The sequence below is a fragment of the Micromonospora echinofusca genome (assembly GCF_900091445.1).
In the GTDB taxonomy this organism is placed as follows: Bacteria; Actinomycetota; Actinomycetes; order Mycobacteriales; family Micromonosporaceae; genus Micromonospora; species Micromonospora echinofusca.
Genome location: NZ_LT607733.1, coordinates 6,989,766 through 7,002,527 on the forward strand (window position 1 = coordinate 6,989,766; position 12,762 = coordinate 7,002,527).

The window sequence follows — 12,762 nt, forward strand, 5'->3', positions numbered from 1 at the left end:
ATCAGTGGGTGCGCAGCCGCAGGTAGCGGCGGTGGCGGGTGTCATCCCCGCCCATCTGGTGGGGTGCGGACACGAAGACGAGCCGCCCGGTTCGGGAGGCGGCGTGGATCATCACGGCCAGGTCCTCAGGACTGCCGACGATCCACATCTCGGTGTACTGGGCGGCCCGCTGGTTGTTGGCGCGGGCGTTGGCGCGTTCGCGGGTGGTCATGCCGCCACCGCCAGATCCGGCACGGTGGTCGTGAGTCGGTTGGGTCGGCGGATCCACGCGGCGTAGTCGGCGATGCCAGCGATCTGCGCGTCGGACAGGTAGGCGACCTTGATACGGCGAGGGATGCCGCCTTCGGCGATCAGGTACGCCGCGCCCTGGTTGGTGGGCTGGATGTCGGTGGCGGTGTAGCCCTGCTCGGCCCAGCCGTGACCAAGCACGATGTTCGAGCTGTTCGGGGTGGTGCAGCGGAACGCGGCGCGGTAGCCGAACAGGTCCCGCAGGCTGGTGGGGATGATGTCGAACGACGGCCGTTGAGTCGCGGCCACGACGGGGATGCCGGCGGCGCGGCCCCGGGCGACGAGGTCGCGCAGGAGCGCGACGAACTCTTCCTGTTCCTGCTTGCTGCCGACGGTGGCGGAGTAGAAGGCGATTTCGTCGACGAGGACGGTGATGACCGTCAGCCCGTCGAGGGCGGTCACCTTGCGGCGCCCGTGCGCGCGCAGCCAGGCGTAGCGGTTGTTCATCACGACCTGGAGCCGTCGCAGGACGGTCAGGGCCTGGTCGATGTCGGGGCCGATGAACGCATCGGCGACGTCTTCCCACTGCCCCAGCTCGACGAGCTTGCCGTCGAGCAGCACGAGCCGGGAGTCGACGGACAGGGCCGCGTGGGCGGCGAGCGTGTTGAGCAGACCGCTCTTGCCGCCGCCGGGTTCGCCGCCGGCGAGGAGGTTGCGGTAGGCGAGGGTGATGTTCACGTGCTGGCCGAACTCGTCGATGCCGACGAAGATGGGGTCGAACATCGACAGGCCAGGCCCCACCGGTATGCCGGCGATCGGGGCGGTAGCCGTGCGGGTCATGGTGTGCCCTCCTTGGGCGTTGGGTGGGCGCGGAGAGCCACACGAACGAGCCGGAAAGGCTCTCCGCGTCCGTTGGGTGTGGTGGGTTAGATCCAGTCGGAGACGTCGTCCTCGGGGGCCGAGGACGTAGCCACGGGCTTGCTGCCGTTGGCAGTGGTGGCCGGCTTCTTCACGGCCGGCTTGCCCTGCACGGGCAGGGTGATGGTGGGTGCGTCGACGTCGGGCAGGTCCAGAGCCGTCGGTACGACCGGCGCAGGCCGGTCGGCGGTCGGGGTGCCAGGGGTGATGACGTCGACCAGCGGGGAACCCACCTCAGCGGTGAGGACCTCGCGGCGTTTGATGTCGAACCGCAGATACGCGGCATTGCGGTCAGAGGCCCGCTCGACCAGAGCGGTGGAGGCGTGGCAGGCGACCGCGATGCGATCAAGGCGACCCTCCAGGTCGGCCAGGGCGAGGCCGGGGCGCAGGTAGATCCAGACCCGCTCACCGACCGGAGTCGGACGGGCCCACAGGATCAGCGGCAGCGAACCGGACTGGTTGGCGATGATGAACTGCGCGAAACACATGCGCAGGCGGTGGCGGACCACGAAGACCCAGGTCCAGGCGACCAGGGCACGACGGGTTACCGGGATGGCGGCGGGAACGCCGACGACCAGGGCGACCACCAGGAGGGTGACCGGCATGGTGGTGTGGTTGACCAGCTCCATCCAGAAGGTGACGGCGACGGTGGTGAACACGATCTCGGGAAGCCACCACCACAGCAGCCGCAGCACCGGCCACACACGGACCAGCACCCACGCGAGCCCGCCAGTCGGTACACCGGTCAGGACGCCGACGAACAGGGCAAGGATCGGGTGCATGTAGGAAGCGGCCACCACGGCCGAGAGAAGGCCGACGATGACCGCCGTCAGGATGAACGCCAACCGGGCGTTACGGGCCGAGGACCGGTGAACCTTGGCCTCGATGACCGTGATGGTGCCGTTGGACTTCCGCCCGAAGGGGCGGCGAGGGCTAGACTTGGACACGACACGTCCTCCCAATCACACGTTGGGTCGGATGGGTTGGAGGGCACGGGGTCGGCAGATGTAGGAGTCGGACCGACCCCGCGCCAGCTCTTGCGGGGATGCCACCACCACAGGTGGTGACGGGCCGGGAATGTAGGAGTCGGAACCACTCCCGGACCGATTGCGTCAGGTCAGCGGACCATCAGGCCGCTTCACGTACGACACCAGAGGCTCACACAGCACGGGTGAGCGAAGGACCTACTTAGCCGCCGAGGTGCCAGCCTTCGGCTTCAGCGAGATCGCACGGAACGCGACGCCGTTACGCCCGTTGGTCGCCCACGGGATGGCCTCCAACTGCTCGACAGCGACGAGCTGTCCCACCGTCACGCCCGGCTTCTCACCCGCCGTGGTGATGGTGATGATCTCGCCGCCAGTCTCGTCGAGAACGAAGACCTGAGTCGACCACATGAGCCGGCCAGTGTTCTTCTCCGACCGCTGATTGCCGTTCTGGTCGTTCTTCGGCTCCGGGTCCTTCGTCACCTGGACCTGCTTGCTCTGGGTGTCCACGTACAGCTTCATAGCTGCGTCCTTCCTGGATTAGAGCGCGTCCCCTATGGACGGCTGCTCGATGCAGTGACGCTAGCAGTTGGTAGGCATCCATAGCAACTGTTATGTGTTCACCAATTGGAACGAGGCTCTGACGTGCTGTTACGAGCCGGAAGGGCTGTTAGCTGACTGGTAGGATCTGGTAGCCGGACACCCCTACCGTGAGGATGCCCATGTCATCGCCCCGACCCCGGTTGACCCGGGGTGAGTCCATGTACCAGCAGATTGCCCGGCACATCCGCAACGAGATCGCCGCAGGGGTCCGCCGAGACGGTGACGTCCTCCCGTCCAGCCGAGAGCTGGCCGCCGAGTGGGACACAAGCTCGTTCACCATCACCGAAGCGATGAAGGTGCTAGAGGCGGAAGGGTTTATCGAGAGCAAGTCCCGCTCGAAGCGCGTAGTGCGGGTGCCGAACCAGGAACGGCGCAGCCCAGTGCGTCTGCCGAGACCTCGTGTGGTCCTTGTCGGTGGATACCCGGGCAGCGGCAAGACCGAGTTGGGGCGAATCCTGGCACGGGCTACGGGATGGCCGATGCTCGACAAGGACACCTTGACGCGTCCCGTCGTCGAGGTGGCACTAGAGATCCTGGGCCATTCACCACATGACCGGGAGTCAGAGACCTACCTGAAGGTTGTCCGGCCCCGTGAGTACGAGGCGTTGAGCAGCGCGGCAGAAGAGAACGTGCAGTGCGGCAACAGTGCCATCGTCACCGCCCCATTCATCGCCGAGTTCCAAGACGCCCAATGGTTGGGCCGGACCACAGCCCGGTTCACTGACATGGGCGCATCCGTGAGCGTGGTGTGGGTGTACTGCGACCACGAGACGATGAACCTCTACATCCGCAAGCGAGGGGCAGCCCGAGACGCTGCCAAGCTTGCCGACTGGCCCGGCTACCTCAGCCGCATCGACACCGACTTTCGTCCGCTGGTCGAGCACGTCGTCATCAACAACTGCACCTCAGCCAAGCCGCTACAGCACCAAGCGGAAGCGCTCGTGAAGTCGCTGATGGGGTTGGAACTCGACTGATGCGAGGCGTGATTCTCTACGGTCCGCCCGCATCAGGCAAGGACACAGTGACCGCAGAGTTGCAACGGCTCGACAGCCGATACCAGCAGTTCCGGCGCCTCAAAGTTGGATCGGGCCGCACCACGGGCTACCGGATGACCACCGACGCGGACTTAGCAGCACTGCGCGCCGCCGGCGATGTGGTGTGGGAGAACAGGCGGTACGGATCCGTCTACGTCGTCGACGCCCACGGTCTGCGCAGGCAGCTCCACGACGGCATCCCTGTAGTGCACCTCGGCCAGGTCGAGGCCGTTGATGCTGTACGCAACGCCTTCCCCCACGCTCGGTGGACCGTCGTCGCTCTCACATGTCCCCGAGACGTGGCGAAACGACGCCTTACGCAACGTCAAACCGGCGACACCGCAGAACGCCTCAGAGTGTGGGATGAGACAGAGCCGCTGGCCCTGGCCGACCTCACCATCGACACATCGAAGGTGCCGGCAGACGTGGCAGCCGAGCTAGTCAGCAAAAACGTCCAGCGCAGGGAAGCCGTGGAGATCTAGGGGCGGCCAGCTGCCGTCGATGTGGTTCAAACTTTCTGTACGTCTTCAAGGCGGCCCTGAACGGGCCGCACGCGCCGCCGCCAGGGCGCGCGTCCGTCGCTCCGCTGGCGCTCCGACTCCGGCCACGCAACACGCCCGGCGGCTGGCGCGGAGGGCGGGTAGCCCGGTGGGCCGCCGGATGACGACAGGCAGTTGTCTGGTGGGGTGGCGGGGCCGGCAGCCGGCCGGGCCGCGCGGCCACGAGCCCGCGCGGCGTAGGAGAGCGCACGCCGGGTCCGCCGGCGGCTGCCGGGTCGGTGTGGGTTGCGGTTACTGCTGCCTCCGGCGGGGGCGCTCCGGCTCCAGGATGGCCGGGGGTCCGTCGGCGGCTTGCGGTCCGTGGGTGGTGGCGGTGGGGAGCCATCCCGCCAGCCGTCGACCCGGGCGAACCGAGCAGACCACCGCCCGACCCGCCAGCGTCCGTACGAGCCGTCAAGGTTCGCTTGACGTGGCGGGCCGGGCGGGGGCCCGCTCCCCAGGAGGGCGGGTCGATGGCAGACGGGATGGCGGCAAGCAAGAGCTGACGCTGTCAGCCAACCGGGCGCGTGCCTTTACTAGCCGACTTCGACCCCGGTCACCTGGAAGGAGCTATCTCCCACTAGGTCTTCACGAGTTATCTTCTGTGGCCCACAGTATTCGATAAACGCGTCGTCGGAAATCTCTTGCAGTGGGCCATCCCAAGTTACAATCCCACGCACCCTCAGGAAGATCAATTGGCCCACGAGGCTCGTAACGCTGAGTCTCTTGAAGTGCATGCTGCTAGCGCGCAAGCGCCTGAAGGTCATGGCCCCATTCCGGACATGGTTGACGAGGATTTGGCGGAGCTCGATGGTATCGGCCTCCCATGCTCCACTGATCTTGGAGTTGGTCAGGGCACGATCCACTGTGGGGGCAATCTCGGACCGTAGGGTGCTGAGCTGTGACTCCGTAACTCCGATTCGATGCGAGATAGTGCCAATTTCCTTCAGAATTTCCTCTCTTACAGCATCCAGCCTCTCCACGGGCCGACCCTCTTGACCTTCCGCTGATTCCATGCTTGAGGCTGGAATTTTTGCTCGCCAAACGTGGGCACGCATGTCTGTAACGGTATCTTTCATCATTGTGAAGGTGTCGGAGTACATCGTGCCGAACAGCGCTTCCAACCGCTTGACGCTAGCCGCGATCTCTTCCGCACTTCGTTGGGATCGCTGGGCCTCGCCGCTACTGAGCCGGTAGAAAACGATCGAGAGCCAGAGTGCGACGATGGCAAGGACCGTCGACACGGCGGCACTAAACAGATTCAAAACGTCCGTAATGTCCAAGTCTCCGCTTTCTGGCTATTGGCTTCGGCGGCTATCTTTTATCGCGACCGTGCCCGTATCGCCTACCGCTGTCGCTTATCTGACAGTGGCCGCCACATTTGAGTGCCGGCTACTGCTCAGCCATGCCGCTTCGCGGCCTAAAGGTTCAAGCCTCAGCTCACTCGAGTCCGTGCCCGATACAGCGGTCAACATCGGCTACCGGAGGTCCGCCGCAGCGCTGAGCCGGGTCGCCCAGGCGTCCACGACCAGCCGGCACCAGGACCAAGGACCGCGACTCAACCCGATTCCCAAGCTGACCGTCACCAAGACCGGAGGATCGGCTTGGGTGACCAACTGGGTGACGATGGGCACGAGCAACGCCGGACGCCCACGGACTGCGGTGGACCGTTCAGGCAGCTCAGCCCTGCTGCTGGCGCAGCTGATCGACGGCTAACGGTTCCTTCACACCGAAGCCGTCACCCTCCCGAATGCCCGGGCCGCGCTCTAGGATGATCTGCCCGCAGGGCGGCGACGACGGTTGCGGCCAAGTCAGATGAGGCAGGACGAGCATCAGGGTGCTGATGCGGAGCTACGCCGGAAGCGACACGTGAGGAGACCGTAAAAGTGGCCGGATCGCTGCGAGAGCCGCTCAACCCGGAACAGGAACACCTGATCCGGGTCATCTTCGAGCAGTTCGACCGGGTCGGCGAGTGGCCGATCTGGCAGTACGTCGACCTGACGCTCGAGTCCCGGTTCGGCGTGGACAACGCTGCCGACGTCCTTGCATCGCTCCCGAGCGTCGGGGAGCGGAGCCCGACGTCATTGAGCTATGGGCTGACGTGGCGTCAAGACTCCTACGCGCCGGTCCGGCTGGATGTGCCGATCGCGCTCACCGTCGCCGGCCTGCGGTACGTGCCGGAGGCGGAGCCTCTTCTCCGGTCGTTCATAACCACAATCCGGCACTTCGTCGACCGGAAGCGAAACCTCGTCCCGTCCCCGACCAAGGTCGTCGAGGCCACGGTGACCAGCGCAGAGATCAGGAACGAACTGTCGACCGCTAGCATCGGCACCGGCGCGGCCCCACCTCCGGAGGCACCGATGCGCAAGCTCCGCCAGCTGCTCGCCCACGAGCCATTCCTATATTCCGTTGTGCACAAGCCTGACCCGGCGAAAGAGGAGTGGACGGTCCGGGTGCCGGCGGTGCTGCGCGCCTACCGCGGCTTGGTCTCAATCGATGATTACCTCGACCGCGTCATTGAGCAGGTAGCGCCACCCGGTCCGCCGAGCGTGCCACTGTCATTTGGTGCGCTCGACATTCCGTATGCGGTCGGCTACCTCGATGCCGTGTGGAGGTACCGGACTGGGTCACACCTGTTCGTGAACCTCGACCCTGCAAGTGTCGCCCGCCTCACCCAGGAATGCGGTAGCGAGGAGGAGTTCAACTCCCTGATGAGCGCACTGGCGGACGTACTGGGCCAGGTTGTCAAGCCTGGGCAGTCTTCACCTCCGCAGCGCGGGGCGCTCGAAGCCGTCCGGGACCACCTCTCAGCAGTCCTTGACGTCGAGGCGGCGGATCGGGTCGCTGCCGCGATCGGAACGCTCATCCACCTGCGTCGCCTCCGCGTCAGTGCCCAGCACGGTGACGCCCGGCACCGCGCAGTGACGGCATTCCAGCAGATCGGCCTGGCATTTCCGCCCGTGAGTTGGCAAGCAGCCTGGGCGCACGTCGCCGTTACGGCTAAGGGCGCCCTGGACGTGCTACGTGAAGAGATCCACGTCGGCCTACCCTCAGTCTAAAGTCACTGGCGGCGTGGCCGGTCACGGGCAAGAGGCGGCTATTGACAGCAACGGTGACAGCAACCGCCGGGGACGAAGACGGCCGTCGGCGGCCGAGCGCAGACCGTCGCCCGAAGTCGCGAACGCGGACGGACACTGCCGGACGACGCGCCCAGAACTTGTAAGCGAGATGTCGCCGGTTCGATCCCGGCCGGGGGCTCCAAATTTCATCAGCACTTCGCGCCGGGCGGGCGTGGCTGGATGTCCGTGGGCTCCAACCGAGCCTTCGGGCAGCTCCGCCCCGCTGGGTTGTGAGGTCGTCACCGACCGTGCCCGGGCGCCTGAACGAGGTCGGGGTCGACGCCGGCCTCGCGGAGCAGCTCTCGCAGGCGCTGCTTGACGTCGACCGTGGCGTCCAGGGACTTCAGTACGGACACGGTCGTACGTTCCATGAGCTGGTCGAGTTCGTGCTCCCTGTCATGGTCCATGGTTTGCCTCCTTCCTGGTCGAGTCGGGGTTCAGCATGCGCAGGAGCTTCTGACGGGCATGCCGCAGATTCGACCGCACCGTGTCCCGGTGCTGCCCGGTGATCTCGGCGATCTCGGCATGTCCGTAGCCGTCGTGGTGCAGTGCGAACGCCACGCGCTGGGCTTCCGGCAGCATCCGCAACATCCGTATCGCCTCCTCGATGTCCTCGTTGGCATCGAAGGCCGCCGTCATGGCGTCCTGCGCGACACGCTTTCCCGCGCTGATGTCCCGCTGCGTCACCCGCCAGCTCCGGCGCAGGGTGCGCAGGGCGACCGTGCGGACGAAGGCCTTCGGGGACTGGACGCCCGGCCAGTTCGTGAGCGTCACCTGCATGGCCTCCTGCGCGACGTCCTGAGCCTCGTCACGAGAGGCCCCGGAACGGATCAGCAGCCCGACCAGAGGGGTGAAGTCGCCCTCGTAGAAGGCGGCGAACTCTGCCAACTGTTCCCGGGTGAGCTCGATCCTGGCCTGTGCCGGCATGGGTCGTCCCTCCATTCTCTCCGAAGAGCACGGAGACATAGGTGTTCTGCTCTGCGCATGGCGCTTCCTTTCCCCAGAGGTTGACTCGGACCTTCCGAGCCTGTCGCCTGCGCCCAGGTAGGCGCACATAAGGTCGTCGTGCGAGACGACGGCCAATGTCCGGCTGCCTGATTCCGTGAGTTTGGTATCCGGCGAGGCCTCGGCGTGCAAAGGCTCGGCGGGAATTCGGGCGTGTCCCCGGCGGGGTCACCGCTCCCGGCGCACCAGGTACGCGCCCACGACGATGACCGCCGTAGCCGCAGCGATCGCGGTGACCGCGAGCGAATTCGACAGCGCGTACGCCGACGAGACCCCGACCAGGGCTCCGTTCATCACCACCAGGAGCTTGTCGGGGTCGTCGCGGCGCTCGGGCCGCCGTTCGGCCGGCTCGTCCTGCTCCTCCGCGACGAGCTGCTTCGTGTCGCCGTTCGACATGTCGGACACCCTCAGCCTCCAACCCGGCATCCAGCCGGATGCTCGTGAGAGAAGTGCGCGGAGAGGGGCCTCCCGTGCAGTCGGCGGCACGCTGGGTGTCCCTGCTGAAGCTGCCCGCTTACGCAGTGGTGTCGAGATGGACCTCCACGTCGTAGATCAGGCGGACGGGTCTGCCGTTGGTGACGCCGACGAAGACCGGGTCGGCGGCCGGGGTGCGGCCGTGGCGCCAGACCTCGCTGCGGGCGGCTTCCCGGGACTCGTGGTGGTGTCTCCCGGCACGGTGCAGTGCCAGGACCCGACGGGCCGTCGTCGGGTCGGTGTCGAGCTGGATCCGCATCAGGGGCATGTGCGGGCCTCCCTCGATCGGTGTCGTAGCCGGCGGACCTAACGCCGTGGGGGCAATTTACCGCCGTTAAGTTACTTCAGCACCGTACTAGGGTGGTCGGGTGACCATCAACGGATCCGACGGGGCGCCGCGCGAAGAGCCGGCCGGTCGTGCCGGTGCTCCCCGCTCGGTGTGGCTCCGTGCGGACCCCGCCCGAGCGCGCCGTACGCCGCCGCTGAACCGCCGGCGCATCGTCGACGCCGCCGTGGCCCTGCTCGACGGGCACGGCATCGACGGACTGACCATGCGTCGCCTCGCCCAGCAGCTCGACGTCACTCCCACCGCGCTGTACTGGCACGTGAGGACGAAGGACGACGTGCTCGACCTGGCCGTCGACGAGATCTTCGGCGAGGTGCGCCTCCCGCGCGACGTGGGCGACTGGCGCGACGACGTCCGTACGCTCGCCCGGAACTGGCGGGCGGCCATCCTCCGCCACCCCTGGGCGGCGAGCCTGATCGGGCGACCCATGCTGGGCCCCAACGTGCTCGCGCGCACCGAGTTCCTCCAGTCGGCCCTGGTTCGCGGCGGCTTCTCGGGCCGTCGACTGGCGGTGGCCACCCGACTGCTCGCCAACTACGTCATCGGCGCCGCGCTCACCGAGGCCACCTGGCGCCAGACCGCTGATCCGCACGCGCGGGCCGAGGCCCGGCGGCACATCACGGCGAACCCCACCGCCTATCCGACCCTCGGCGCCTCCGGCCACCTCGACGAGGCGCGATGGAGCGACGACGAGCTGTTCGACCTGGGCCTCGACGCCATCCTGGCGTCCGCGCCGGGGTAGCGGGCCCGGCGTGGCGCGCACCCTATGCTGGGCGGCATGAGCAGGGCGACGGAGGAGTCGAACCGGGCCATGCTGCGCGCCCGGGACGCCATGGACCGCGCGTACGACCAGCCGCTGGACATCCCCGCCCTGGCCCGGATCGCGTACGTCTCGGAGGCGCACTTCATCCGCACCTTCCGGGCCACCTTCGGCGAGACCCCGCACCGCTACCTCCAGCGACGGCGGGTGGAGCGGGCCATGTACCTGCTGCTGCACACCGGCCGGGACGTCACCGACGTCTGCTACGCGGTCGGCTTCTCCAGCCTGGGCACGTTCAGCCGCACGTTCCGGCAGATCGTCGGGGAGTCGCCGTCGGAGTACCGCCGCCGCAAGGCGCCGGCTGCCGCCGTGCCGGTGTGCTTCACCAAGGCGTGGACCCGGCCCAGCAGCTTCGGGCAGCAGACGTCAGTTTTGGATAAGCAGCAGGTCAGGCCCGCCCCGTAGCGTTTCCGGCATGACGATGAACGCGATCAGCCGCTCCCAGATCTACGTGCTCGACCAGGACGAGGCCCTCGACTTCTATGTCGGCAAGCTCGGCCTGGAGGTCAACACCGACCAGGACCTCGGCTTCATGCGCTGGCTGACGGTGAACCTGCCCGGCGACCCGGAGCGCGAGATCCTGCTGGAGAAGCCGGGCCCGCCGGCGCTGGACCCGGCCACCGCCGAGCAGGTCCGGGATCTGCTCACCAAGGGCGCGCTGGGCGGCTACCTCTTCATGACCACCGACGACGCGCACAAGACGTACGAGGACCTCGTCGCCAAGGGTGTCGAGATCACCGACGAGCCGATGGAGCGCCCGTACGGGATCGACTTCGGCATCCGCGACCCGTTCGGCAACAAGATCCGCATCGGACCAGATGTTCGCCCGGGGCTGAGCCTCGCGGCAGGCGCTCGGAAGCGGCCCGCCGGAGGACTACCGCTGCCGACCCCGGTCGGTCGGCAGGCCGGCGAGCAGGGTGTCGACCAGGGCGTCGGCGTCGGCGGGTGGCAGCGGGCGGTGCGTGACCACCGCCCGCAGCCAGACCGGCCCGAGCAGCAGGTCGGCCAGGAGGGCGTCGTCCACCGGCCCGGTCAGCTCGCCCCGCGCACGGGCCCGCCCGGTCAGCTCGGCGACGTGCGCGCAGTGCTGGCCGAGCAACTCGTCGGCGAGCCGCCCCAGCTCCGCGTCGGCGCCGGTGTGGGCGAGCACGTCGGCGGCGAGGCGCCCCGGCCCGTCGGCGAAGAACGCGGCCTTCGACCTGAGCAGGGCGGTCAGGTCGCCGTGCAGCGTGCCGGTGTCCGGCACCGGCAGGTCCCGGGCGATGGCGTGCCGGAACGTCGCCGCGACGAGCGAGGGCTTCGACGGCCACCACCGGTAGAGGGTGGTCTTGTTGACCCCGGAGCGGCGGGCCACCCCCTCGATGGTCAGGCCGGCGTACCCGTCGGTCTCCAGCAGGTCCAGCACGGCCGCGTGGATCGCCCCCGCGCCGCGCGGCCCCGGACGGCCGCCGGCCCGCCGGTCACGGTCACAGCCCGGTGCGGCGCAGCAGGCGCAGCGCTGCGGTCATCCGCCGGGTCCAGGCCGCGCTGAGCGCCCCCGGCCGGTGGTACGCGGGGGCCAGGTCCAGCCCGCGCTGCCGGGCGACGGTCTTGACCCGGGTGAACCGGAGCAGGCCGTCGGCGCCGTGCCGGCCGCCCAGCCCGGAGTCCTTCCAGCCGCCCATGGGGGCGTCGACGCTGCCCCAGACGGCACTGTAGCCGTCGTTGACGTTGACGGCGCCCGCGTCGATCCGCGCCACGACCGCCTCGCCGCGTGCCCCGGAGCCGCTGAACACGCTGGCGTTCAGCCCGTACGCGGTGTCGTTGGCCAGGGCCACCGCCTCGTCGTCGGTGCGGGAAGCGGTACACGGCGACGACCGGGCCGAAGGTCTCCTCGGCGTACATCCGCATGCCGGGAGCGACGCCGGTGAGCACGGCCGGTTCGAAGACGTACGGGCCGATGTCGCGGCGGTGCCGGCCGCCGGTGTGCAGGGTGGCGCCCCGCTCGACGGCGTCGGCCACGTGCGCGGTGACGGTGTCGAGCTGCCGCGCGGAGGCCAGCGAGCCGAGGTCGGCCTCGAAGTCGCCGCCGACGCCCAGCCGCAGCGTCGCGGTGCGCGCGACGAAGCGGCGCAGGAACTCGTCGTGCAGCGGGTCGGCGACGTAGACGCGTTCGGCGGAGACGCAGAGCTGGCCGGCGCTGGCGAAGCAGGCCCGGATCGCGCCCTCGACCGCCCGGTCCAGGTCGGCGTCGTCGAGCACGAGCAGCGGGTTCTTGCCGCCCAGCTCCAGCGACGACGGGACCAGCCGGCGCGCGGCCTGGGCGGCGACCTCGCGGCCGACCCGGGTGGAACCGGTGAAGCAGACGAGGTCGGCCCGCTCGGTGATCAGCGGGCCGACGTCGGCCCCCTCGCCGGCGACGATCTGCCAGAGCGCCGGGGGCAGCCCCCGCCTCGACGGCGAGGGCCCGCAGCCACAGCGCGCTGAGCATGCTCGCCGGGTCGGGCCGGTGCACCACCGCGTTGCCGACCGCCAGGGCGGGCAGCACCTCGGAGGCGGCCAGCGAGAGCGGATAGTTCCAGGGCGAGACGACGCCGACCACGCCCACCGGGAAGCGCAGCTCCCGGGTGCGGGTGAGCACCGGCAGCGCCCCGGCCCGGCGGCGGGGGCGCAGCAGCCGGGCGGCGGCGCGCGCGTGGTAGCGGGCGTTGATG

At 68.5% G+C, this 12,762-nt stretch carries 17 protein-coding genes and 3 pseudogenes; 7 read left to right on the forward strand and 13 right to left on the reverse strand.

The genetic code is table 11. From position 1 onward, the window contains the following. Position 1 precedes the first annotated feature (1 nt). The 4 genes from GA0070610_RS30215 to GA0070610_RS30230 all read right to left on the reverse strand — a co-directional run bounded on the left by GA0070610_RS30215 (position 2) and on the right by GA0070610_RS30230 (position 2,651). The gene (locus GA0070610_RS30215; protein ID WP_089003161.1) at positions 2 to 211 is read right to left on the reverse strand and encodes a hypothetical protein; all 210 of its coding nucleotides are present in this window, start codon (positions 209 to 211) and stop codon (positions 2 to 4) included. Next, positions 208 to 1,068, reverse strand: a complete 861-nt coding sequence (locus GA0070610_RS30220) for an FtsK/SpoIIIE domain-containing protein (RefSeq protein ID WP_089003162.1) — start codon at positions 1,066 to 1,068, stop codon at positions 208 to 210. The genes GA0070610_RS30215 and GA0070610_RS30220 overlap by 4 nt, the downstream gene beginning before the upstream one ends. A gap of 86 nt (positions 1,069 to 1,154) precedes the next feature. Beyond that, on the reverse strand, positions 1,155 to 2,093 hold the full coding sequence (locus GA0070610_RS30225; RefSeq protein WP_172896624.1) for a hypothetical protein: 939 nt from the start codon (positions 2,091 to 2,093) through the stop codon (positions 1,155 to 1,157). A gap of 237 nt (positions 2,094 to 2,330) precedes the next feature. Next, positions 2,331 to 2,651: a hypothetical protein gene (locus GA0070610_RS30230; RefSeq protein WP_089003163.1), complete on the reverse strand. Its 321-nt coding sequence runs from the start codon at positions 2,649 to 2,651 to the stop codon at positions 2,331 to 2,333. A 239-nt stretch (positions 2,652 to 2,890) separates the two neighbouring features. Between GA0070610_RS30230 and GA0070610_RS30235 the strand changes: the two genes are divergently transcribed. Both GA0070610_RS30235 and GA0070610_RS30240 read left to right on the forward strand, forming a co-directional pair. Further along, a complete protein-coding gene (locus GA0070610_RS30235) occupies positions 2,891 to 3,706 on the forward strand; it encodes an AAA family ATPase (protein ID WP_231925856.1) in 816 nt (271 codons plus the stop codon). A gap of 47 nt (positions 3,707 to 3,753) precedes the next feature. Further along, the gene (locus GA0070610_RS30240) at positions 3,754 to 4,248 is read left to right on the forward strand and encodes a nucleoside/nucleotide kinase family protein (RefSeq protein ID WP_231925857.1); all 495 of its coding nucleotides are present in this window, start codon (positions 3,754 to 3,756) and stop codon (positions 4,246 to 4,248) included. 593 nt (positions 4,249 to 4,841) lie between these two features. Here the strand turns inward: GA0070610_RS30240 and GA0070610_RS30245 are convergent. Next, a complete protein-coding gene (locus tag GA0070610_RS30245; protein WP_157747280.1) occupies positions 4,842 to 5,588 on the reverse strand; it encodes a hypothetical protein in 747 nt (248 codons plus the stop codon). A 169-nt stretch (positions 5,589 to 5,757) separates the two neighbouring features. Between GA0070610_RS30245 and GA0070610_RS30785 the strand changes: the two genes are divergently transcribed. Together GA0070610_RS30785 and GA0070610_RS30250 are read left to right on the forward strand one after the other, a co-directional pair. After that, positions 5,758 to 6,021, forward strand: coding sequence for a hypothetical protein (locus tag GA0070610_RS30785; protein WP_157747281.1), 264 nt, complete (start codon positions 5,758 to 5,760; stop codon positions 6,019 to 6,021). 170 nt (positions 6,022 to 6,191) lie between these two features. Further along, entirely contained in the window at positions 6,192 to 7,364 is a 1,173-nt protein-coding gene (locus GA0070610_RS30250; protein WP_089003167.1) for a hypothetical protein, read from the forward strand. A gap of 299 nt (positions 7,365 to 7,663) precedes the next feature. Here GA0070610_RS30250 and GA0070610_RS30790 read toward each other — a convergent pair whose 3' ends face one another. The 4 genes from GA0070610_RS30790 to GA0070610_RS30265 all read right to left on the reverse strand — a co-directional run bounded on the left by GA0070610_RS30790 (position 7,664) and on the right by GA0070610_RS30265 (position 9,171). Further along, the gene (locus tag GA0070610_RS30790) at positions 7,664 to 7,831 is read right to left on the reverse strand and encodes a hypothetical protein (RefSeq protein WP_157747282.1); all 168 of its coding nucleotides are present in this window, start codon (positions 7,829 to 7,831) and stop codon (positions 7,664 to 7,666) included. Further along, positions 7,821 to 8,351, reverse strand: coding sequence for an RNA polymerase sigma factor (locus GA0070610_RS30255; RefSeq protein WP_157747283.1), 531 nt, complete (start codon positions 8,349 to 8,351; stop codon positions 7,821 to 7,823). Before GA0070610_RS30255 ends, GA0070610_RS30790 begins: the two co-directional genes overlap by 11 nt. Positions 8,352 to 8,597: 246 nt before the next feature. Further along, on the reverse strand, positions 8,598 to 8,825 hold the full coding sequence (locus tag GA0070610_RS30260; protein WP_157747284.1) for a hypothetical protein: 228 nt from the start codon (positions 8,823 to 8,825) through the stop codon (positions 8,598 to 8,600). 118 nt (positions 8,826 to 8,943) lie between these two features. Then, the gene (locus tag GA0070610_RS30265; RefSeq protein WP_089003170.1) at positions 8,944 to 9,171 is read right to left on the reverse strand and encodes a hypothetical protein; all 228 of its coding nucleotides are present in this window, start codon (positions 9,169 to 9,171) and stop codon (positions 8,944 to 8,946) included. A gap of 100 nt (positions 9,172 to 9,271) precedes the next feature. Between GA0070610_RS30265 and GA0070610_RS30270 the strand changes: the two genes are divergently transcribed. From GA0070610_RS30270 to GA0070610_RS30280, 3 genes and pseudogenes are all read left to right on the forward strand, one after another. Then, entirely contained in the window at positions 9,272 to 9,991 is a 720-nt protein-coding gene (locus GA0070610_RS30270; RefSeq protein WP_231925858.1) for a TetR/AcrR family transcriptional regulator C-terminal domain-containing protein, read from the forward strand. Between the two features lie 36 nt (positions 9,992 to 10,027). Next, a complete protein-coding gene (locus tag GA0070610_RS30275; RefSeq protein ID WP_089003832.1) occupies positions 10,028 to 10,474 on the forward strand; it encodes a helix-turn-helix domain-containing protein in 447 nt (148 codons plus the stop codon). Positions 10,475 to 10,490: 16 nt separating this feature from the next. Further along, positions 10,491 to 10,817 (forward strand): annotated as a pseudogene (locus tag GA0070610_RS30280) (VOC family protein); the annotation flags it as partial. A 126-nt stretch (positions 10,818 to 10,943) separates the two neighbouring features. Here the strand turns inward: GA0070610_RS30280 and GA0070610_RS30285 are convergent. The 4 genes and pseudogenes from GA0070610_RS30285 to GA0070610_RS32040 all read right to left on the reverse strand — a co-directional run. Next, positions 10,944 to 11,474, reverse strand: coding sequence for a TetR/AcrR family transcriptional regulator (locus tag GA0070610_RS30285; protein WP_157747285.1), 531 nt, complete (start codon positions 11,472 to 11,474; stop codon positions 10,944 to 10,946). Positions 11,475 to 11,535: 61 nt separating this feature from the next. Further along, positions 11,536 to 11,886 carry an aldehyde dehydrogenase family protein gene (locus tag GA0070610_RS31280; protein ID WP_231925859.1) on the reverse strand — a complete coding sequence of 117 codons (351 nt, stop codon included), beginning with the start codon at positions 11,884 to 11,886 and terminating at the stop codon, positions 11,536 to 11,538. A 76-nt stretch (positions 11,887 to 11,962) separates the two neighbouring features. Then, positions 11,963 to 12,493 (reverse strand): annotated as a pseudogene (locus GA0070610_RS32035) (aldehyde dehydrogenase family protein); the annotation flags it as partial. 43 nt (positions 12,494 to 12,536) lie between these two features. Beyond that, a pseudogene (locus GA0070610_RS32040) lies at positions 12,537 to 12,689 on the reverse strand (aldehyde dehydrogenase family protein); the annotation flags it as partial. Positions 12,690 to 12,762: the final 73 nt, after the last annotated feature.

Coding starts and splice junctions, on each gene's coding strand:
- GA0070610_RS30215 (WP_089003161.1), bottom strand. CDS start 211: ATGACCACCCGCGAACGCGCCAACGCCCGCGCCAACAACCAGCGGGCC.
- GA0070610_RS30220 (WP_089003162.1), bottom strand. CDS start 1,068: ATGACCCGCACGGCTACCGCCCCGATCGCCGGCATACCGGTGGGGCCT.
- GA0070610_RS30230 (WP_089003163.1), bottom strand. CDS start 2,651: ATGAAGCTGTACGTGGACACCCAGAGCAAGCAGGTCCAGGTGACGAAG.
- GA0070610_RS30235 (WP_231925856.1), top strand. CDS start 2,891: ATGTACCAGCAGATTGCCCGGCACATCCGCAACGAGATCGCCGCAGGG.
- GA0070610_RS30790 (WP_157747282.1), bottom strand. CDS start 7,831: ATGGACCATGACAGGGAGCACGAACTCGACCAGCTCATGGAACGTACG.
- GA0070610_RS30255 (WP_157747283.1), bottom strand. CDS start 8,351: ATGCCGGCACAGGCCAGGATCGAGCTCACCCGGGAACAGTTGGCAGAG.
- GA0070610_RS30260 (WP_157747284.1), bottom strand. CDS start 8,825: ATGTCGAACGGCGACACGAAGCAGCTCGTCGCGGAGGAGCAGGACGAG.
- GA0070610_RS30265 (WP_089003170.1), bottom strand. CDS start 9,171: ATGCCCCTGATGCGGATCCAGCTCGACACCGACCCGACGACGGCCCGT.
- GA0070610_RS30275 (WP_089003832.1), top strand. CDS start 10,028: ATGAGCAGGGCGACGGAGGAGTCGAACCGGGCCATGCTGCGCGCCCGG.